The organism is Streptomyces alfalfae (assembly GCF_004127445.1).
Lineage (GTDB): Bacteria > Actinomycetota > Actinomycetes > Streptomycetales > Streptomycetaceae > Streptomyces > Streptomyces alfalfae.
Genome location: NZ_QEXM01000022.1, coordinates 175,125 through 195,833, shown reverse-complemented (window position 1 = coordinate 195,833; position 20,709 = coordinate 175,125). Strand labels below are relative to the sequence as shown.

At 69.2% G+C, this 20,709-nt stretch carries 14 protein-coding genes and 1 tRNA gene; 13 read left to right on the top strand and 2 right to left on the bottom strand.

The window, feature by feature from the left end:
- From DCW30_RS09180 to DCW30_RS09150, 7 genes are all read left to right on the top strand, one after another.
- Nucleotides 1–858: UTP--glucose-1-phosphate uridylyltransferase (locus tag DCW30_RS09180; RefSeq protein ID WP_164992599.1), on the top strand; the 858-nt coding region annotated here is incomplete at its 5' end.
- 3 nt (nucleotides 859–861) lie between these two features.
- A complete protein-coding gene (gene glp, locus DCW30_RS09175; protein ID WP_076685692.1) occupies nucleotides 862–2,208 on the top strand; it encodes a molybdotransferase-like divisome protein Glp in 1,347 nt (448 codons plus the stop codon).
- An 87-nt stretch (nucleotides 2,209–2,295) separates the two neighbouring features.
- On the top strand, nucleotides 2,296–2,820 hold the full coding sequence (gene moaC, locus DCW30_RS09170; RefSeq protein WP_076685693.1) for a cyclic pyranopterin monophosphate synthase MoaC: 525 nt from the start codon (nucleotides 2,296–2,298) through the stop codon (nucleotides 2,818–2,820).
- 404 nt (nucleotides 2,821–3,224) lie between these two features.
- Nucleotides 3,225–3,728 (top strand): MogA/MoaB family molybdenum cofactor biosynthesis protein, encoded by a 504-nt coding sequence (locus tag DCW30_RS09165; protein WP_076689201.1) that lies wholly within the window; start codon nucleotides 3,225–3,227, stop codon nucleotides 3,726–3,728.
- 59 nt (nucleotides 3,729–3,787) lie between these two features.
- Nucleotides 3,788–4,348, top strand: a complete 561-nt coding sequence (locus DCW30_RS09160; protein WP_062780988.1) for a GNAT family N-acetyltransferase — start codon at nucleotides 3,788–3,790, stop codon at nucleotides 4,346–4,348.
- 254 nt (nucleotides 4,349–4,602) lie between these two features.
- Nucleotides 4,603–5,817 carry a divisome protein SepX/GlpR gene (sepX, locus tag DCW30_RS09155; RefSeq protein ID WP_076689202.1) on the top strand — a complete coding sequence of 405 codons (1,215 nt, stop codon included), beginning with the start codon at nucleotides 4,603–4,605 and terminating at the stop codon, nucleotides 5,815–5,817.
- 86 nt (nucleotides 5,818–5,903) lie between these two features.
- A tRNA-Ala gene (locus DCW30_RS09150) sits at nucleotides 5,904–5,977 on the top strand.
- A gap of 257 nt (nucleotides 5,978–6,234) precedes the next feature.
- Here the strand turns inward: DCW30_RS09150 and DCW30_RS09145 are convergent.
- Entirely contained in the window at nucleotides 6,235–7,884 is a 1,650-nt protein-coding gene (locus DCW30_RS09145) for a hypothetical protein (protein WP_076685695.1), read from the bottom strand.
- 97 nt (nucleotides 7,885–7,981) lie between these two features.
- Nucleotides 7,982–8,893 (bottom strand): hypothetical protein, encoded by a 912-nt coding sequence (locus DCW30_RS09140; protein WP_079250095.1) that lies wholly within the window; start codon nucleotides 8,891–8,893, stop codon nucleotides 7,982–7,984.
- Nucleotides 8,894–11,102: 2,209 nt separating this feature from the next.
- On the opposite strand from DCW30_RS09140, the gene mads2 reads away from it, so the two are divergent.
- The 6 genes from mads2 to mads6 all read left to right on the top strand — a co-directional run bounded on the left by mads2 (nucleotide 11,103) and on the right by mads6 (nucleotide 20,708).
- On the top strand, nucleotides 11,103–13,277 hold the full coding sequence (mads2, locus tag DCW30_RS09130; RefSeq protein ID WP_079250096.1) for a methylation-associated defense system DNA methyltransferase MAD2: 2,175 nt from the start codon (nucleotides 11,103–11,105) through the stop codon (nucleotides 13,275–13,277).
- Complete coding sequence (gene mads3 / locus DCW30_RS09125; protein ID WP_076685696.1) at nucleotides 13,274–14,614, top strand: methylation-associated defense system AAA family ATPase MAD3; 1,341 nt, start codon at nucleotides 13,274–13,276, stop codon at nucleotides 14,612–14,614. The genes mads2 and mads3 overlap by 4 nt, the downstream gene beginning before the upstream one ends.
- A complete protein-coding gene (mads4, locus tag DCW30_RS09120) occupies nucleotides 14,611–15,414 on the top strand; it encodes a methylation-associated defense system protein MAD4 (protein WP_076685697.1) in 804 nt (267 codons plus the stop codon). The genes mads3 and mads4 overlap by 4 nt, the downstream gene beginning before the upstream one ends.
- The gene (mads5, locus tag DCW30_RS09115; protein WP_076685698.1) at nucleotides 15,411–16,865 is read left to right on the top strand and encodes a methylation-associated defense system restriction endonuclease subunit S MAD5; all 1,455 of its coding nucleotides are present in this window, start codon (nucleotides 15,411–15,413) and stop codon (nucleotides 16,863–16,865) included. The genes mads4 and mads5 overlap by 4 nt, the downstream gene beginning before the upstream one ends.
- A 462-nt stretch (nucleotides 16,866–17,327) precedes the next feature.
- Nucleotides 17,328–17,636, top strand: a complete 309-nt coding sequence (locus DCW30_RS09105; RefSeq protein WP_335755785.1) for a PIN domain-containing protein — start codon at nucleotides 17,328–17,330, stop codon at nucleotides 17,634–17,636.
- A gap of 210 nt (nucleotides 17,637–17,846) precedes the next feature.
- Nucleotides 17,847–20,708, top strand: coding sequence for a methylation-associated defense system protein kinase MAD6 (gene mads6, locus DCW30_RS09100; protein WP_164992598.1), 2,862 nt, complete (start codon nucleotides 17,847–17,849; stop codon nucleotides 20,706–20,708).
- The last annotated feature ends 1 nt before the right edge of the window (nucleotide 20,709 follow it).

Sequence of the window (20,709 nt, the reverse complement as noted above, 5' to 3'; positions counted from 1 at the left end):
GCCGGTCTCGGCACGCGTTTCCTGCCCGCCACCAAGGCGACTCCCAAGGAGATGCTTCCGGTCGTCGACAAGCCGGCGATCCAGTACGTGGTCGAGGAGGCCGTGTCCGCGGGCCTCGATGACGTCCTCATGGTGACGGGCCGCAACAAGCGCCCCCTGGAGGACCACTTCGACCGCAACTACGAACTGGAGTCCGCCCTGCTGAAGAAGGGCGACGAGGACAGGCTGTCCCGGGTCCAGGAGTCCAGCGACCTCGCGACCATGCACTATGTGCGCCAGGGCGACCCCAAGGGGCTCGGTCACGCGGTCCTGTGCGCCGCCCCGCACGTCGGTGACGAAGCGTTCGCCGTGCTCCTCGGCGACGACCTCATCGACCCGCGCGACCCCCTGCTGGCCCGCATGGTGGAGATCCAGGAGCGGCACGGCGGCAGCGTCATCGCCCTCATGGAGGTGGCCCCCGAGCAGATCCACCTCTACGGCTGCGCGGCCGTCGAGGCCACCGGGGAGGGCGACGTCGTCAAGGTCACCGACCTGGTCGAGAAGCCCGACGTCGCCGACGCCCCCAGCACCTACGCGATCATCGGCCGCTACGTCCTCGACCCCCACGTCTTCGGCGTCCTGCGCGAGACCGAGCCGGGCCGCGGCGGCGAGATCCAGCTCACCGACGCCCTCCAGCAGCTCGCCGCCGACGAGAAGGTGGGCGGCCCCGTGCACGGCGTGGTCTTCGAGGGCCGCCGCTATGACACCGGTGACCGGGGCGACTATCTGCGTGCCATTGTCAGACTCGCGTGCGAACGTGAAGATCTGGGGCCGGACTTCAAGGCCTGGCTTCGCAGTTACGTCACCGAGGAGATGTAGCACTTGAGCAGCAGCACGACGACACCGACCACCGGGCAGGACGGCCTCTGGTCGGTGGAGGAGCACCTGGACGACATTCTCGCGACCGTCCGCCCGCTCGAACCCATCGAGCTCCAACTCCTCGACGCCCAGGGCTGCGTCCTCGTCGAGGACGTGACCGTGCCCGTGCCGCTGCCGCCCTTCGACAACAGCTCCATGGACGGGTACGCGGTACGGGTCGCCGATGTCGAGGGCGCGAGCGAGGAGTTCCCCGCCGTGCTGCGCGTGGTCGGCGACGTCGCCGCGGGCTCGGGCGAGCGGGTCACCGTCGGCGCGGGCCAGGCCGCCCGCATCATGACCGGCGCCCCGCTGCCGCCCGGCGCCGAGGCCGTCGTGCCCGTCGAGTGGACCGACGGCGGCCTGGGCGAGGGCCCGGTCACCGGCATGCGCGCCCACAGCGCCGCCCCCGAGGGCGCTTCCGGCGAGGTCCAGGTGCACCGCCCCGCCGAGGCACGCGCGCACGTGCGGGCGCGCGGCAGCGACGTCCGGGCCGGCGACCGCGCCCTGAGCGCGGGGACCGTCCTCGGCCCGCCGCAGATCGCCCTGCTCGCCGCCATCGGGCGCGGCACGGTGAAGGTGCGCCCGCGCCCCCGCGTGGTCGTCATGTCCACCGGCAGCGAGCTGGTCCAGCCCGGCGAGGCGCTCGCCGAGGGCCAGATCCACGACTCCAACAGCTTCGCCCTCACCGCGGCCGCCCGCGACGCCGGAGCCATCGCCTACCGCGTGGGCGCGGTCGGCGACGACGCCGAGACGCTGCGCTCCACCATCGAGGACCAGCTCATCCGCGCCGACCTCGTCGTCACCACCGGCGGCGTCAGCGTGGGGGCGTACGACGTCGTCAAGGAGGCCCTGACCGGCGTCGGCGACCCGGACGAGGAGAGCGGCATCGGGGCGGGCGGCGGCATGGAGTTCCGCAAGCTCGCCATGCAGCCCGGCAAGCCGCAGGGCTTCGGGACCATCGGCCCCGATCACACCCCGCTGCTCGCGCTGCCGGGCAACCCCGTCTCGTCGTACGTCTCCTTCGAGGTCTTCGTGCGGCCCGCGATCCGCATGCTCATGGGGCTGCCCGAGGTCAAGCGAACCTCCGCGCGCGCGGAGCTGGTCTGCGACAAGGCGCTCGGCTCGCCCGCGGGCCGCAGGCAGTTCCTCCGGGGGAGCCATGACCCCGGGGCGGGCCGGGTGGAGCCCGTCGGCGGCCCGGGGTCGCATCTGATCGCCGCGCTCGCCCACGCGAACGCGCTGATCGTCATCCCCGAGGACACCACGTCGGTGGAGCCGGGAGCGGACGTCGAGGTGGTCCTGCTCGGCTGAGACGCCCCTCAGCGGGGTACCGTGTCGCGCACAACAGGCCCGCGCGCGCCGCATCGCGCGGGGCCCGGACCGGGAGCGCCACAGCACATGACCGCGATTTCCCGGGGGGACACCCCCGGACCCTCTGAGCAGCAGCGGCTGACGCACCTCGACGAGGCGGGCGCGGCCCGCATGGTCGACGTGTCGGCCAAGGACGTGACGGCGCGGACGGCTCGTGCGAGCGGACGCGTCCTGGTGTCGCCGCGGGTGATCGAGTTGCTGCGCGGTGAGGGCGTCCCCAAGGGCGACGCCCTCGCGACCGCGCGGATCGCCGGGATCATGGGTGCCAAGCGCACCCCTGATCTGATCCCGCTCTGCCATCCGCTGGCCGTGTCCGGCGTGAAGCTGGACCTCCACGTGGCGGACGACGCCGTCGAGATCCTGGCCACGGTGAAGACGACGGATCGCACCGGCGTCGAGATGGAGGCGCTCACCGCGGTGAGCGTCGCCGCCCTCACGGTGGTCGACATGGTGAAGGCCGTGGACAAGGGCGCCGTCATCACCGACGTACGCGTCGAGGAGAAGACCGGCGGCAAGTCGGGGACGTGGCACCGCGAAGGGGCGGGGGCGTGAGCGCGGGAGAGGGCCACGCACGCGTGGAGCACGATTCCGCGCCGGCTCCGGACGGCGCGCCGGACGCGGAGAACGCCTCCCGGCGGGACCGGGAGCTGATCGACTCGCTGGGCGAGGAGCCGGGCCGGATGGCGGGCGAGGAGCCGGGAGCCGTCCGGGAGCCGCAGCCGGGTCGGACCTCGCCGCAGGCTCCGCAGCCACCGCAAGGCCCGCTGGCCCCGCAGCCACCGCAGGCTCCGCAGCCACCGCAAGGTCCGCAGGCTCCGCAGCCACCGCAGGCTCCGCAGCCACCGCAAGGCCCGCAGGCCTCGCAGCCACCGCAAGGTCCGCAGGCCCCGCAGCCACCGCAAGGCCCGCAGGGTCCCCAGGACCCGCAGCCCCAGGACGCGCCGGTCGGCGGTGCGCTGCTCGCCGCGTACAGCGCGCTCGTCGTCACCGCGTCCAACCGTGCCGCCGCGGGTGTGTACGCCGACCGGGGCGGTCCGATCCTCGCCGAGGGGCTTGCCTCGCTGGGGTTCGCCGTGGACGGTCCCCAGGTCGTGCCCGACGGCGACCCCGTCGAGCGGGCCCTGCGCGCCGCCGCCGTGGCCGGATACGACGTCGTCCTCACCACCGGCGGCACCGGCATCTCGCCCACCGACCGCACCCCGGAGGCCACCCGCGCCGTCATCGACCACGAGGTGCCCGGCATCGCGGAGGCCATCCGCGCGTACGGCAGGGACAAGGTCCCCACGGCCGTGCTCTCCCGGGGGCTCGCCGGGGTGGCGGGCCGCACGCTCATCGTGAACCTGCCGGGCTCCACGGGAGGCGTACGCGACGGGCTCGCCGTCCTCGAACCGCTCCTGAGGCACGCCGTGGACCAGCTGCGCGGCGGCGACCACCCCGGCCCGGCAGGGGGTGCGAGCTGAACAGCCCTTCCTGGCCCGTCGAGCTGACGGACGGTGAGGTCACGCTGCGCCCGATAAAGATGCGGGACCAGCGTGTCTGGCGTGACGTCAACCGGCGCAACCGCGACTGGCTGCGCCCCTGGGAGGCCACGATCCCGCCGCCCACGGCCAGCGGCCCGATCGTGCACCGGCCCACCTACCGGCAGATGGTCCGCCATCTGCGGGCGGAGGCCAACGCGGGCAGGATGCTGCCCTTCGTCATCGAGTACCAGGGCCGCCTCGTCGGCCAGCTCACGGTCGCCGGGATCACCTGGGGCTCCATGTGCTCGGGCCACATCGGCTACTGGGTGGACGAGTCCGTCGCGGGGCGCGGTGTCATGCCGACCGCCGTCGCGCTCGCCGTCGACCACTGCTTCCGCTCGGTGGGTCTGCACCGTATCGAGGTCTGTATTCGCCCCGAGAACGCGCCGAGCCGGCGGGTCGTGGAGAAACTCGGATTCCGCGAAGAGGGCATGCGCCCGCGCTATCTGCACATCGACGGCGCCTGGCGCGATCACCTGGTCTTCGCGCTCACCGTCGAAGAGGTCCCGGAAGGCCTGCTGCGCCGCTGGCACCGCGCGCGACCTCGGAACACCGCTTAGCCGACGCCGGCCGGCCGCGCCCGCCACACAAAATGAAATACATGTTCGAAATTGATCGGCGACCGTGTGTAAGCGACCGCGCGGGAGTGGTCCGAAATTGTCTTGTCCAAGGCGGTCCGAGACATTAATTCGCCGATCGGATGTGATCTGTTGATCACATCAGTCGCAAAAAAAGGTCGAGATATCAGCCAGATCGTGCGACACACCGGCCCAATTGGCAGATGGCCCCAGCGAAACCCCTCTACCGTGTGAGCGTGAGCAGCAGCGGCCTCATCTACGCAGTCATCGTCGGGGCCTGGGCCGCCTACTTGGTGCCGATGTGGCTCCGTAGGCAGGACGAGCTGAACGAAGCCCGTCCGACGGAACGCTTCAGCACCGCCATCCGGCTGCTGTCCGGACGGGCGGGGATGGAGCGCCGATACGCCAAGGACCTGCAAGCCCGCTCGCCCGAAGAGGGAGAGAGCCGTGGCGAACCGGACGTGATCACCGGCTCGGTGGACGTCCGGTCCTTTGCCGCGCCCCCGAGAGGGGAGCCCGACAGCGGTCGGCCCGAGATCCCCGCGGCCCGCTCGGCCCCCGAGCCGGAGCCCGCTCCCGAGGCGGCGCGGTCCGAGGTCCCTGCCCCGCACCCCGAACCGGAGCGCGAGCGTCCCCGCCGCCCCAAGGCCTCGCCCGCGCGGCGCGCCGCAGCGGCCGAGGCCGCCGCGCGCGCCCGGCGCTCGAAGGTCCTCGCCCGGCGCCGGCGTACGACGGTGCTGCTCTTCCTCGCCTTCACGGCCGGCGCGGTCGTCGCGGCCGTCGGCGGCCTGGCCTTCCTGTGGGCCCCCGCAGTGCCCGCCCTGCTCCTGAGCGCCTACATCGTCTACCTGCGCGGCCAGGAGCGGAAGCGCTTCACCTACGTCATGGACCGCCGCCGGGCCGAGGCCGCGGCGCAGCGGCTGCGCGAGCGGCAGCCGCACCGCGGGTCCGCGGGCGCGGGGCACGTCGTGGACGAGGCGGAGGAGGGCGCGGGCCCCGGCACCGGGACCGGCCTGTCCGCCCTCGCCGCCGACCGCCGCGCCCTGGTCGAGCAGACCGACCACGCCGAGTGGGTCGACCAGCAGCGCGAGCGGCAGCGCGGCCCCGGCCGCGGCGAGAGCTGGGACCCGGTCCCGGTGCCGCTGCCCACGTACGTCACCGCGCCGGTCGCCCCGCGCGCCACCGGCGGCGTCGACCTGGGCGCGCCCGACACGTGGAGCTCGGCGCGGTCCGGTCCGGCCGAGCGGGCCGCAGAGGAGCCGCGGCGGCGGGCCGCCGACGCCGGGGAGTCCGGCGCCGGGGACGCCGCAGGCGCCGAGGGGCCCGAGGCCACCGGAGGGCGCAGCGACAAGCGCAGGGCCGCGTCCGCGCGGCGGGCCCGCGAGCGTGGCCGCACGCCGCTCTTCGACCAGTACGAGGACGGCGACAGGCCCCGTGCCGCCAACGAGTGAGGCGTCGTCCGGTCCCCCCGGGCTGACCAGCCAGGAGCGGATTTTTGAACACCCCGTTCGGGGTGCTAGAGTTTCACTCGTTGCAAGGGCCTGTGGCGCAGTCTGGTAGCGCACCTCGTTCGCATCGAGGGGGTCTGGGGTTCAAATCCCCACAGGTCCACTGCAGGGCCGTTCGCGGGTTAGCCCGGGAACGGTTCGCGAGATCCCGATCAGACGGTCACCGTCGGGTCGGGATTTCGCCGTTTCAGGCGTGGTTAGTACGCAAGTCTGCCCACCTGCCCGTTGGGGCGACGCCCTCCGGGCGGCGGGTCGGGATCGGCGGTGGAGATGCGGGCATGCCGCGGGGACCGCGGGCGTGGGGCCGTGTGCCTGCGGTCTCGTGGTTCGTCGATCTTCAGATGTGGTCCGGGTGGCCGGTCACGGGCTGCGACCCATGACGCCGCCAGTGGGCTCGGACGCGCCCGGAACCGCCGGGTAGGGGATGAGGACTTCGTCGGCCTCCAAGTCGAGGACCGTGCGGGCGCTCTCCTTGCTGGCCCTGCGGAAGCGCTCCAACTCGATGATGTTCTCGACCATCACCGTGATCGCCGCCAGGAGGCTCTGGGCGACCCTCCCGCGAGGTTGCCGCTTTTCACGGGCGTGCAGGGCCGCGTCGACCGACTTGAGGCGTCCGTTCCCTCCTTCGATGTGGGACCGCAGCGTCTGGTAGGCCAGGGCCCAGGACGTGCTCTGCCAGGGCAGGTCCTGCCGCATGCGGGGCATCACCTGTGCCTGCACGGTGACGGAGGACTGGTCGCAGCACTTGGGCCGTTCACCGAAGGGCACTTTCGGCACCGTGACCGTCGGCCGACCCGCGGGATGGGCCCTGCGACTGCGTGGATCCTCCAAGTCGATGACGGCCGGCACCTGTGTGTTCTTGCGCGAGTTGTGCTGTTCCCGCTCCGTGGCCCAGGCGCAGTTGAGCTTCGCCGCAGGGCAGGAGTAGCGCTCGTTGCCCCGCTCGTCCGCCGTGGCCTTGCGGACGAGCGCGTAGGACTCGACCTCTCGGAGCTGCTCCCGCAGCGGGATGCGCTCCCGCTCGTTCTTGGCGTCCCGGATGCGTTGGTAGAGGTCGAGCAGGGGACGGGGCGTCCGGGGACAGAAGAGGCGCCCCGCTTTGGCAATGGCGCCCTGGTGGTGACCTTCGAAGCCGACCTGGTCCTTGGTGAGGTCGAGCACGGGCATGAAGCCGAGGGCGCGCAGGGGCTGGTGGAAGTCCTGGGGGTAGAGCTTGGTGTAGGCACGGTCGGCTGCGGCGAAGCCGCGCACATGGGTCAAGCGGGAGAGGATCATGCTGACGTAGTGGGCGTGACGTCCCATGTCCTTCTGCGGCGTGTGCAGGACCATGCCGAGGGTCAGCTGCGGGTAGCGCCCGGCCCGTGCGGGGTCCGCGTGGGCGGCGATGGCCAGTGTGGCGCTGTAACCGAACTCCTTGTCCCCGCCGCCCTTGTAGTGCCAGTTGGCGCTCGCCTCGAGGGAGGAACGCCTGCGCGTGTGGGGACGGGCCCAACTCGGCACCGCCGTCGTGTCGATGGCGATGTCGCCGTGCCAGTGGCGCATCAGCCCCTTGGCGAAGGCGATGCGGACCGGTGTGGTGACCAGCCTGTTGGCGAGCTCTTCGAGACGGCGCAGTGCGGGCTCGCCCGCAGGGCCGTTCCAGGCGGCGGCGACCCTGTGGCCCTCGGCCCGGGACAGACGGCTGCGCCGCTCGTGCGGGACCGGGTCGAGGATCCTCACCAGGCGGCTCCACGCCCGGTGGAAACGGTTGTACAAGGCGTTGACCGCGTTCTGATCTTCGATGTCGCAGGTGGGCGCGCCCAGTTCGGTGCGCAGGCGGTCGCTGATGCCGAAGGTGATCGTTTCGAAGGCGTCGTCGAGGTTGGTGCTCGCCTTCTCGTAACAGGCGCAGACGAGCCCCAGCAGCACCAGGCCCACGGGGTACCCCCGAGGCCCGGGAAGGGCTGCGAAGCGCTCCTCCACCTCCTCCACGATGCCGCTGCGCCGCAGGACGAGGTGCAGCTTCCTCACACGCCCGTCGTCCAGCTTGGAAGGTTCCGGTGAATGCGGGTACGGGCGTCTCGGACGTCCATTGCCCGCTTGGATCGGGGGTCGTCCGCCGGGGTCCTCATGCCCAGCCCCGGAGCATGCGCCTGGTGGCCTCCTCAGTGAGCTTCGGCACCCAGCTCCGGTACGGGGCGAGCCCTGCGGTGGAGTTCATGCCGGCCGCCGCGGCGACCACGTCCTCCGGAACGCGTTGCCGCAGCAGCTCGACGATCCACGAGCTGCGGAGCCGGGCCAGTTTCAGCTCGGGCAGACCGGTGGATCCGTCCTGGGTGCGCTTTACCCAGTTCGTGATCCCGTTCTTGGGCTCCGGCGTCTGGCGCTGTGGCAGGAAGAGGTAACCGTCGCCCGCGGAACGGGCACGGTCCGCGAGGACCTGCTCCCACATGGCGCGGCAGACGACGAGGCGGTCACTGCCGGGGACGGCGACCACGACGGTCTCGGAAGGCAGCACGGTGACGTGGGTCCCGCGGGTGGCGAGGACCTCCCGGCGCGAGAGACCGCAGCCCGCGCCCAACGCGAGGAGGGCGAGGGCGCTGCCGCCGTGCGTGCTGAGTGGTGGCAAGCCCCGCGCCCACATCATGAAGCGAGCCAGCTCGGGGGGCGTGTACGGAGCGGGGCGTTGCCGGGAGGCACGCAGCTTCGGGGTGGGCTGTTGACCGGTCTCGAGCCACAGGAGCGCTTCCCGGACCCGCAGGAGGATGCAGCGGTACGTCTGCAGGGTGCTGCCCCTGAGCCCGGGACGCGTGACCAGGTACCGGGTGATCGTTTCGGGGGCGAGCCAGGTGAGCGGATCGCGGGCGAGACCGGCGCGCTCGGCGAACGTCGCGAGGCCGGACAGCACCAGCATCAGCTTCGGCACCGCGTACGGGACCGAGTCGCACGTCGCAGCGGCCACCATGCGGACGCCGTCGGCGACCAGGGGCCATTCCGCCGGCTCCTCCAGCGGCCGGTAGCCGAGGATCGCGCCGCTCACATCCCTCTCCAAAGGAACACACCACGAGATGTGGCTACACAAGTAGCCACCCTTGTCGTGAGTGTGCACTTCGACCGTCAGGAGCGCATCCTCATGACCGGAGGACGGGGCCGCAGCGTGGCGCCGCGGGAACTGGCCGCGGACCCGGAGAACTGGCCCGACGCGGTGATCCCCGACCACCCCCAGGCTAGGGTGGTCCAAGCCATTGCGAGGTCGCTGGCCAGGCACGTCGACCAAGAGGGTCTCGGTCTCCGCCGCGTCGCTGCACTCAGTGGGGTGAATCGACAGGCCATCGCGAACTTGCTGGCCGGCAACAGCTGGCCCGACGTGGCCACTTTGAGCCGGTTGGAGGACGGGCTCGGAATCGGTCTGTACCCGGGTTCGTCGGGACCGGGGTCTCGGCATTGCTGAACCTCCCACTCACCCGCGCTGCTGTACGCGGGCAGGGTGAATTCGGCCCAGCACGCCCTCCGAGTGGCCCAGTGGTGGGTTACCCTCCGAGGGCATGCTGGAGCCCATTGCAGGTCTCACGTGCACCGGTGCCGCTGAGCTTCCACCTCGGCGGCACCACTCATTTGTCCGACTGCCACGTCAGTCGCCTGCGTGACGTCGCTTCTTCGAGTGCTCCTTAAGCAGCCTCCTCCGTCTCGTCAGAGGGGCCAGTGAAGAGGCCCGGGCCGACCTTGCGGAGGTGACCTCCGTCGGCGAGCCGCTTCAGTGCTGCGCGGATACCCTCGACCTGAGTCCGCTTGGGGTTGGTGCGCCCCAAGGCGATTGCCACCTCCTTGGGGCGAAGTGGACGATCCGCGCTTGATACGAGCGTCACGATGCGCAGGCTTACCGGGCCGAGTTCACGCCTGTCGTGCAGGCGTTGGCGCCTTTGAGGGGGAACCCGATCGGACTTCGGCGTGGCAGGCTTCCGAGAGGGGGAGCTTGCGCAGCCCTCGCCGTCTTCCGCTGGCCCCTCATCCGCCTCTGTAGCGGGCAACTGCTCTGTGACTGGATGCTTCTGCAACCGGGACGTGTCAGTCGGGTCTGCGAGCAGCGTCTGAACCGTCCGTCGGGTGATGGCTAGGTGCGCCAGGCGTTCTTCCAGGCACGCCACCTCACTCCGCAGATGATCGAGTGCCTCTCGGACCGTACCTTCTTCTGCGTCCAGACGCTGGAAGAGTGACTCGCCCCCCACTGCTACTCCCGTCCCCGACTGGCTTGCATACCCCCTATTGCCGGGGCTGCGCTGCATAAGTGCGACGAACAAGACTGTAGGGGGCAGGTGTACTGCTAGGCCCAAAAGCAGCCCTATTTCACCCGACCGGGAAGGACGCTCCTGCATGTTGCCTGCATGTAGGGGTCTCGCGAGCTGTGCCACCAACCCTCACCCGCGCGCTGTGGCTAGTACAAGGTGATCGGGCCGTCCGGTAGCCAGCCCTCGAGATAGCCAGCCACCAACGTTGCAGTGGTGTCACCATGCGGTTCCTGTAGGACATCATCCAGTCTCATGCGCGGCACCCACTGCATAGACGCGGCTGCCCGAAAACCACTGTCAAAGGCAGTGTGCTGAACCCGGTTGGTGCGAGCGATCAGCACCTGCTCCCCCGTCCGTACCCTGGGTGAGCCGTCCGTAGACGGCGGCGTGAATCGATGCCCTACGACTGAACCCCATCGCAACAGGTGGCCCGCAAAGCAGTTTCTGGCTAGCCGGGTAGCCGCTTCCATCTGGCTCTCCTGTGGGTGCACCGTGCACCGAGGCAGCGTCCATGGCGAGGCTGCTCTTGGTGACCGGAGGAGCGCTACACGTTCCGCGTTGTCGATCACAACCAGCGTCAACAGGAGGCGAGGCGTGGGATTGGGCAAGTTCATGGGTGAACCATCAAGTGTGGCTAGGCAAGTAGCCACACCGCTTGGTCCATATGGTGGGATATGGGGTGAGATGGCCTGAGCTTTGCTCGGGTCCGTGCTGTGGACTCTTCGCTGAGGGGCTTCTCGCTCGGTCCTTACACGCATGAGAGCTATGTGGCCCACTCGACAGCGGGCTGCCCTGGCGTCCCGCAGTCGTACGCTGATCTTGGCATCGAATCGGCCGATGTCCCTGGGTGTAAGTGCGACGCCATCGTCACATCCGGTACTGCCTTAAGGTATGGGTGCGCAGCGCACACAGACGTATCCGTCTGCGGGACCGACGGTAGTCGGAATGGAGTAGAAGGTATACATGGCCGACGAGCAGCTGGACCTGGGCATCCCCGTGCCGGAGAAGCCGATGAAAAACGGGCGGCCCGAGCAGCAGTCCGGCCAGACCGACGTACCTCGAAAGCTCGGCGACGACGAGACGATCGACTACATCAGCAACAAGGATGTCGTCAAGCTGACCGACGCCGAGATCGTCCGCCAGCGCATCGCCAAGGTCCTGGTGCACCAGTACGGCATCAACCCGGAGGACATGGTCCGCGACTACCCGCTTCAGGTCCTCAACACAGAGACCGGCCGGATGAGCCGCAAGCGGGCGAGCATCGCGATCTTCGAGCACGACAAGCCGAAGACGCCGGAGAACCTGAAGCGCATCGTCGTCACCAAGGCCCGTCCCAAGAACGGCCGTACGGTCACCAAGATCCGCACTTACGTCCAGGCGGACGCCCAGTTGCAGGAGCTCCGCGATCTGATGACCGCCGCCGGGCCGTCCTGCACCTTGGGCATGTGGACCGACGACAAGGACCTGTACTTCGTCGAGCGCGAGAGCACCCGTTTCGAGCCGCGCTTCCATCCGCTGCCGAACTGGCCGCGGGGCGACGACGAGGAGTTCGACGCCACCCGCGACGCCTCGTCCCTGGCGGAGCTGCGGCACGCGGACGAGTACATGCTCCGCTTCGCTTTCCGGCGCTGCCACAATTTCATCCACGGCAACGAGGGCCTGCCCAAGGACGCCGCCTTCTGGCAGTTCCTCTACGTTCTCTTCGCCAAGATCCATGACGAACGGCTGGTGCGTGAGAAGGGGCGGGCACCGCGCTTCCGCGTCGGCATCGAGGACCTGGACAAGGAGGGCCGCACGGGGAGCCCGGCCGTCGCTGCCCGGATAAGGGAGCTCTTCGAGGAGGTCAAGACCGACTACGCGGACCAGGGGTTGTTCGACGACCGTGACCGGCTGACCCTGTCCGACCCGGCGCTCACCTTCATCACCAGCGAGCTGGCCCCCTTCAGCCTCTACGCCACACCCATCGACGCCAAGGGCGTGGCATACCAGGAACTCGTGGGTGACAACCTGCGTGGTGACCGTGGCCAGTACTTCACCCCCACCGGGGCGGTGAGGCTGATGGTGGATATCCTCGCCCCCAAGGAGCACGAAACCGTTTTCGATCCCTGCTGTGGAACGGGCGGCTTCCTCCGGGAAACCCTCAACTACCTCCAGGAGCAGTGGAAGCCGAAGAACGGCACCTTCACCAGCCAGGAGTACGCCGAGATCCTGCCCCCCCTGCGCAAGAAGCTCGCAGCCTACGCGCGTGGGCACATCTTCGGCGCCGACTTCGACCCCTTCCTGCGCCGCGCCGCCGCCATGGGCGTCATGATGCTCACCGACATCGCGGGCAACGTCTACCAGATGGACTCGATCGCCTTCCCCGACGGTCACCTGCCGGGCAACGACGAGGCGAAGAGGGTGCCGCAGATACAGCTCGGCGCCGTGGACGTCCTGATGACGAACCCCCCGTTCGGCTCCGACATCCCCTTCTCTGAGGCTGCGGTGCTGGGCAGGTATCGGGATCGGGTGCGTCAGCGCGGCGGCGACTGGGGTGTCGCCTGGAACTACACCCGCGAGAACGGCGAGCTGAAGAAGTCGGGTGAGGCCACGGCCGTTTCCCCCGAGCAGCTCTTCGTGCAGCGCGCCATCGAGTGGGTCAAGCCGGGAGGACGCATCGGCATCGTCCTGCCCAACGGCATCCTGTCCAACCCCGGGCCCTCGGACGAGGCGGTACGCCGGTTCATCCTGCAGGAGTGCTGGGTCATGGCCAGCGTCGAACTACCGGTGGAGACGTTCATTTACGAGGCCGGGGTCAACATCCTCACCACCCTGCTTTTCCTCGTCCGCAAGACGGACGAGGAAAAGCAGGCCGAGCGCTTCCACGGCTCGGAGGACTACCCCGTGTTCATGGCGGTCGCCGAGAAGGTTGGTATTGACCGCCGAGGGAAGCCCGTCGTCGTCCGTTCCCCGGAGGGCCATGTCGTCACCGAGGAGTACGAGGACGAGGAAGTCCTCCGGATCGCCGGCGTAGAGGTGCGGCGCACGTTCAAGCGGGAGCGCCCCATCCCCGACAACGACCTTCCTAAGATTGCGGAGAAGTACCACGAGTTCGTAGCGCGGTATGCCCACGAGCTTCCCTGGAAGGCTCGTACGTGATCACCCGGATCGAGGCCTACAACTACCGCTGCTTCGAGGACCTGGCCGTCGACCTGTCCCGCTTCCACGTACTCGCCGGCGCGAACGGGTCGGGCAAGAGCACCCTGCTGGACATCCCCGTCCTGCTCGGCGAGCTGCTGACCTCCCGCCGGATCGAGGATGCCTTCCTGGACCCCTCCCCGGCTACCGGGCGGCCTCCTCGGGCTCTGTCCCTCATGGAACTCGCCCACCGGGGCCGGGACGGAGGTTTCGGCTTCGCCATGGAAGCTCGGCTTCCCGGCCCGGTCGCCGACGTGATCGCCGAGTCCAGCCGCGATCCGCGGTTCCCCGCGCCCACGCATCTGAGGTACGAGCTCCACCTCGAACCTGTGGACGGCGGGCGGGGGCTGGAGATCGCCGGCGAGTATCTGGTGCTCTTCCATGTGGAGACCCCGGTCCGGCCGATCCCCGAGGTGAAAGCCCTCGGCGATCCGGATGAGGCCACGGTCACCGGGCGGGGCCGCAACCAGCGCATCAACCCTCAGTGGCACGAGTCCTGGCGCCCGGTGATCGCTCGTACCCGCGGTCCCGTCGTCCGCTTCACCCCTGAGGCGGGACGGCAGGGCCAACAGCTCAATTTCCGGAGCCAGCAAAGCAACCTGGCTCTGGCCACCGTCCCCTTCGACGACACGCAGTTCCCCGCCGCGCTGTGGTTCCAGGACCTCCTCCGCAACGGCGCCATCCTCTACGCACCCGAGTGGTCCGCGCTCCGTCAGGCTGCCCCGCCCGCTGGCCGCGAACCGAGACTCGACACTCAGGGCCTCAACGCCCCCTGGCTCGCTAGCCAGCTCCAGCGCGACGACCCCGCGCGGTACGGCGCCTGGGTCGACCTGGTCCAACTCGCTCTGCCGCAGGTCGAAGCAGTCGAGGTCGTCGAACGCGAGGAGGACCGCCACGCCTACTTCCGCGTGACCTACGGCGGTGGCTACCAGGTCACCTCCTCGGGCCTGTCCGACGGCACCCTGCGGGTACTCGCCTTCACGCTTCTGCCGTACCTGACCCGCACCCCCGCTCTGCTGGTCACCGAGGAGCCGGAGAACGGCATCTACCCCCAGGCCATCGAGATCGTCATGCAGGCGCTGCGGACCGTACGTGGCAGCCAGGTCCTCGTCGCCTCCCAGTCGCCGCTGGTCCTGGCCCAGGCCGACCTCGCCGACGTCCTCGCCACCCGCATGGACCCCGAGACGGGCGCGGTCACCGTCGTACGCGGCGACCACCACCCGCGTATGGCCGACTGGCGCGCCGGTCTGGACGACCTCGATCTCGGCACGCTCTTCGCCACAGGAGTCTTCGAGTGAGCCGCGCGACTGCGAAGGGGCGGCGTTCCGGTTCCGGTTCCGCGACGCCCTTGGCCTCCTCCGTACCCCAGCAGTCGGCTCCGGTGGAGGAGGGGGCGAAGCGGGAGCTGGTCTTCCTGGTCGCCGACAAGGGCATGGAGGCCATGATCGGTACCTTCCTGGGGCGGCAGGACTTCCATTACAAACTGGGCTGCGCCCGCTTCGACTTCAACCACAAGACTGACATCGTCAGGGCGGGTGGACACGATCCCGGGCTGGTGAAGAGGGAAGCGGGCAAGATCCTCAACCGGCGCAGACGTGAGTACCGCCGTGCGGTCGTGGTCGTGGACAATGCCTACGAGGGCTCCCCCGGCCCGGACGAGATCCATGACCGGATCGCCGCGCAATTGGACGGCGTCTGGGAGCAGTTCGAGGTCATCGTTATTGATCCCGAGCTGGAGAACTGGTTCTGGGTCGACGACCCGGGCCTGGTCAAGCGGGTTCTCCTGTGGACACCGAAGGGCGGCGACCGCACGCCGAGGCAGGTGCTGGAGGAGGCCGGCCTGTGGCAGCACGGGGCCGCCAAGCCCGGTGACCCGAAGCGGGCGGTGGAGTACCTCTACGAGGAGGGCTACACCGGCGACCAGAACAACGGCATCTTCAAGCGGCTGGCCCTCGCCCTGCCCTCCGTGCGAAGGTGCACGGACGAGTCGTTCCAGCGGCTGATGGCCACGTTGGCCGAATGGTTCCCCGCCCAGGGGGCGACGGCGGCGGGGGAGTATGGGACTGATCACACCAAGCAGACGGAGTCCAAGCAGTGAAGACCGCGTCCACAGAAAACCCGGTCCGACTCAGCTGGCTCCGGGAGCAGGGGCTTCGTCTGGACGCGGCGCCCTATCTGTCGGGAGCGTTCGCGGCGAAGCAGTTGCTGAAGCGGCTTTCGGTTCGCAAGGACCCGCTGTCGGACCTCACGGCCGGGCACAATGGAGGCATTTTCAACGGCCCCAAGTTCAGCCGCGTTTACGTCAATGACCCTGAGCAGGGCGTTCCTTTTCTTGGCAGCACCGACATGATGGAAGCCGATCTCACGCATCTGCCGCTGCTCGGCCATGAGGTCGCCAACAAATTCCAGTACTTGGAGATCCAGCCCGGGATGACGCTGATCTCTTGCTCGGGGACCATCGGGCGAATGGCGTATGTGCGGCCTGACATGCGGGGCATCTGGTCCTCGCAGCATGTGATGAAGGTCCAAGCCAATCCAGCACGGGTGAAGTCGGGGTACCTCAACACCTTCCTGCGGAGCCGTTTTGGCGTCCCTATTATCACGAGCCATGCCTACGGCGCGATCATCCAGCATATCGAGCCGCACCACATCGCGGATCTTCCGGTGCCGCGTTTTGGAGAGGACGTTGAGAACCGCATCCACGACCTCGTGGAGGAGGCGGCGTCGCTCCGGGCGGAGTTCCAGAGCGGCCTGGAGGAGGCGACCAGGGATCTGTTCACCACGGCGCGCCTGGAGAAGCTGCTCGACCTGCGGTGGCATGAGCAGCCCCGGGACCTGGGCTTCACTCAGCGGGGACTCACGCCGACGACGCTGCGAGCGCTTAACTATCAGCCGAGGGCTCGCAGGATCATCAACGAACTTCGCGAAGTGGATCACGTCTTGCTTGGAGATATCTGCAAAGGCGGGCAGCTGAGCCGAGGCTTGCGCTTTACGCGTGTCGAGGGCGCCGAAGGTACGCAGTACAGTTATAAATTGGTGGGTCAGCGACAGGCGTTCTGGTTGCGTCCGGAAGGGCGCTGGGTCAGCAAGGCCAACACTTCACCAGAAGTTTTGGCACCAGACGAGACAATTCTCATTGCCTCGCAAGGAACTCTTGGAGAGAACGAGGTGTTCGGCCGACCGATCTTTGCTACTGGTTCCTGGCTGACGTACGCCTTCTCGGAGCATTTCCTCCGTGTGCGCCCTGGTGATTCGCCATTCACCGGCGCTTACCTTTTCGCTTTCCTTCGCTCTGAGTCAATGTTCCGGGTTCTGCGTTCAATGTCCACAGGGGGTAAACAGCAGGACATTCACACCGGGTTGTGCGCCGAGGTCCCCGTGCCTCTGCTCACCGCCGCTGACCGAGACCGAATCACCGAAACGATCCGGACCGCCTACCGCAAGCGGGACGAGGCCGACGCGAAGGAAGATCAGGCCCTGGACCTGCTGGACAAGGCAGTCGCGGAGCATACGGGCGTGGCCCCTGCGGAACTGCCCACCCCGGCCTGAGAAGGGGCCTGGCAGTCGTCGCGGAGACGGTTACCGAGGTGTGTGGCAGCGGGGCAGTGGCAGGGCGGCCACGTCAGCGAGTCGGGCAGCTGGGCAGGGGGCCGCCGTCGTAGTGTGCTCCTCGGCCTTGCCGATCTGCCGCCCGTCACCGGTAAGGCGGTACGTGCTGATCGTCATGCGGGACTTGCCCGGCTCGGACGAGGTTCCGGCGTTCATCGCAGGCCCTCCTTCTGCTGGTGGCAGGGGCAGCCGCAGCGGGTCATCAGCTGCAGGCCCATGCTGTGCCGCCGCAGCGCATCCTTCGTCTGTCGGCACCGGCGTCCAGGCCCTCGTACGCGGACTGCTGCCCGAGGGCGCATTCCGCCGAGCGGGTGGTGTCCGTGGCGGACGTGGTTCGTTCGGTGCCGAACGGGGCGGCCCTGAGTTCTTGCCGCATCACGCCGCCCTCTCCACGCCGACCACGTGCTGTTCGAGGTCGATGCCGAAGTCAGCCGCGAGCAGGAGGGCTGTCCGGCGCCGACGCTGCCCTACCCGGTCCCGCTCGCACGCGATCACGTAGGGGCGGCGCCGCATCTGAGGACCGCCATGGCGGTGATGCGAGGCTACGTCGACGCGGATGGCGGGGTGGGCGTGGGGCCCACGGATGCGATGAACGTGGCCCTGGCTGCGGCCTTCCGGACGGCCGACATCTTCACGCCGGACGGCCACTTCCGCATGATGCGGCCGCTCGCCGGTCAGCCCGCCTTCCGGCTGCTTCCCGACGATCTCTGACGGTGGGCGACTCTCGAAAGCTGTGGCTTGAGCACGGCGGCTAGCTGCCCAGTTGTCAACAGCCGGTCACGCTGGGGACCCGACCACACTAGAGTGATGCGAGCACACGGCGGTGCCGTGCGGTTCACATCCGTCAACTGCCCCCGTGCGCAAGGCGCGGGGGAACGTGCGAGGGTGACGGGACCGTACAGGGGGGGGGAACAGCCGGCGATGGCGCGCATCATCCGGGTTGGAGAACCGGTCAACGACGCCGAGAAGGTCGTTCTGCGGCATCTGCGGGACAACGCGCCCGCCGAATGGACCGTGATCCACAACTTCGAGATCACCCGGCACCGGCAGACCTTCGAGGTCGACCTCGCGATCCTCACCGACCGTGCCTGCTACATCGCTGACACCAAGGGGACCCACGGCCGGATCGAGGTGCACGGCCCGAGGTGGTTCCCGGCCGGGCGGCAGCCGTTTCCGAGTCCGGTGCGCAAGGTCCGGGAGCACGCCAAGACGGTCGCGAGTCTGCTGCGGCAGTCGAGCGTCTCGCACCAACTGGGGTCGGTGTGGTGCGAGGAGTTGGTGATCCTCCCGTACGAGGACTCGCGGCTGATCGACCCGGACGGCAAGGACGAGAAGAACACCGTCCTGCTGAAGGATCTCGTGCCGTTCCTGCGGCGGCACCGGCCGTCCAACAGTGCGCCGGTGATGGACATCACCGGGCTGCACGAAGAGATCGCCCGCGCCCTGGGCGCGGTGTCCCGGCCGTCGTCGGGGCCGCGCCGGTTCGGTGTCTACGAATCTTTCGAGACCCTGGCCGAAGCCGATTCCGAGGCGACGGACGACGCGGACCGGGTGTCGGTGTACCGGGCGGTGCGGCCGGACCAGCCGAACTCGGGGACCTACCTCGTGCAGGTGCACACCGTCGATCCGCTGGTGCCCGAGGAGGAGCACACCCGGGCGCGCGAGAAGATCGGCAACCCGCTCCAGGCGCTCAACAAACTGCCGCCGAGCCGCAACATCGTGCCGTGCGTCGATGTAGTCCCCCTGGACGACGAGACCGGCTACGCGGTGGTGCTGAAGGATGTACAGGCCGAGGCGCTGCGGGTGCGCATGTCCGCAGGCGGCGGCCAGCCCGTGCTGGGAGCGGACGCCAAGCGCCGGGTGGTGTCCGGGGTGCTGTCGGGGCTGGCGGTGGCGCACGGATACCGGGTGGTGCACCGGCACATCACTCCGGACACGGTGCTGGTGGCCCGCAACGGCACGGCGATGATCACCGGCTTCGACTACGCGCACACTGGTCAGCCCCGCGCAGGCACGGTGGCGATGGACGCGTACGAGCGCCATGACGCCGCCTATCTGGCCCCGGAATGCGCGGCCGGGCCTCATTCATTCTCCACGGCGTCCGACATGTACGCGGCCGGGGTTCTCTTCCATGAGCTCTTCACCGGCGAACTGCCCATCGTTACCGGCGGGGGCCGGCTGCTCGACAGCCTCGACGACGCCTCGGGACTCGATCCCGGCATCAAGGACCTGATCAGGCGACTGCTGGCCGCAGATCCGGCACAGCGGCCGGACGCGGCGGCGGCCGTCGCCGAACTGGAGGCGCTGCTGCGGGCGGGCTCGGGTGCCGGAGCGGGAGGCGGACGCGGCGCGGGAGGCCATGCGCCGCCCGGGGAGCCCGAGGAACCCTTCGACTGGTCGAACCCGCACCGCTACTACGGTCTGCCAGCGGGCTTCCGGCTCACGGAAAAGTTCCACGTCCGCAAGGAACTGGGCCGGGGCAGCTTCGGCGTGGTCTACCAGGTGTTCAACACCCTGGACGACACCGACGAGGTGCTGAAGATCATCACCAAGGACCGCGAGTCCGTCGAGGTCCGGCTCAAGGACGAATACCGCATCCTGCGGCAGCTTCCGCCGCACCCGAACCTGGTGCGGCTCATCGACGCCGACTGGCTGCCTAAGGGCGGATTCCCCTATCTGCGCATGGAGTTCGCAGAAGGGCACGACCTTCAGGCGGTGTCCCGTCGGGAGCGCAAGCTTGGTGCGGCCGACGTGAAGCGGCTGCTGGAGGACTGTCTGCGCGGGCTCGATCACCTGCACGGCAACGGCGTCTACCACTGCGACATCAAGCCCAGCAACCTGCTGTGGACCCCCGAGGGCACCAAGCTGCTGGACTTCAACGCCGCAGTCTCGGTCGACTCCACCCTGACCCCCACCCTGGGCTCCCCGAAGTACTACCCGCCGGACTCTGCCCGAGGACAGCGCCCCACCCGCGCGGAACTCGCCGACCTCGACCTGTACGCCCTGGGCATCTCCGCCTACATGGCGCTCACGGGGGAGTACCCCTGGCCACGCAAGCAGGAGCCGCCGCGCGGCGAGCCGGGACTCGACCCTCGAAAGATCGCGGGGCTGGGCGATCTGAGCCGGGCCTTCGCCGACCTGCTGATGCGCTCGATCGCGCCCCGCCGGGCGGACCGTTTTCCCGACGCCGAGGCGTTCCTGGCCGCCGTACGGGCCGTCGGCGAGGTGCGGGTGCGACCCGCCGCCGCGCGGCACGGGATGGCGTACACCCTGCCCTCCCCGCCGCCCGCCGCGACGGTTGCGGAGAACTCCAACCCCTTCGTCAGCCACCTCCAGACCCTGTACAGCCAGAGCAGCCGGACCAACGCCGGCACTCGAGGGCTGGACCCCGCGGAGTTCCCGCTCTACGTGGCCACCGCGCTGGACACCCGGCTGCGGGCGGACGTACTGGCCGGGAACCACCGACTGGTGGTGATCACCGGCAACGCGGGCGACGGCAAGACCGCCTTCCTGGAGCAGCTCGCCGCCGAGGCGGTCAAGCGGGGCGCGGTTCCCGGTGAGAAGCGGGCCAACGGGGACGACTTCGTCTTCCAGGGCCGTACGTTCCACACGAACCATGACGGCAGCCAGGACGAGGGGGAGCAGGACAACAACGCCGTGCTGGACGCGTTCCTCGCTCCGTACCGGGGCGCGGACCCGGGTGCGTGGTCCGATGACGAGACACGGCTGATCGCCATCAATGAAGGCAGGCTCGTCGACTTCATCACTGAGCGCGGCGAGTAGT

Coding starts and splice junctions, on each gene's coding strand:
- mads2 (WP_079250096.1), top strand. CDS start 11,103: ATGGCCGACGAGCAGCTGGACCTGGGCATCCCCGTGCCGGAGAAGCCG.
- DCW30_RS09160 (WP_062780988.1), top strand. CDS start 3,788: ATGCGGGACCAGCGTGTCTGGCGTGACGTCAACCGGCGCAACCGCGAC.
- mads6 (WP_164992598.1), top strand. CDS start 17,847: ATGGCGCGCATCATCCGGGTTGGAGAACCGGTCAACGACGCCGAGAAG.
- moaC (WP_076685693.1), top strand. CDS start 2,296: ATGACCGCGATTTCCCGGGGGGACACCCCCGGACCCTCTGAGCAGCAG.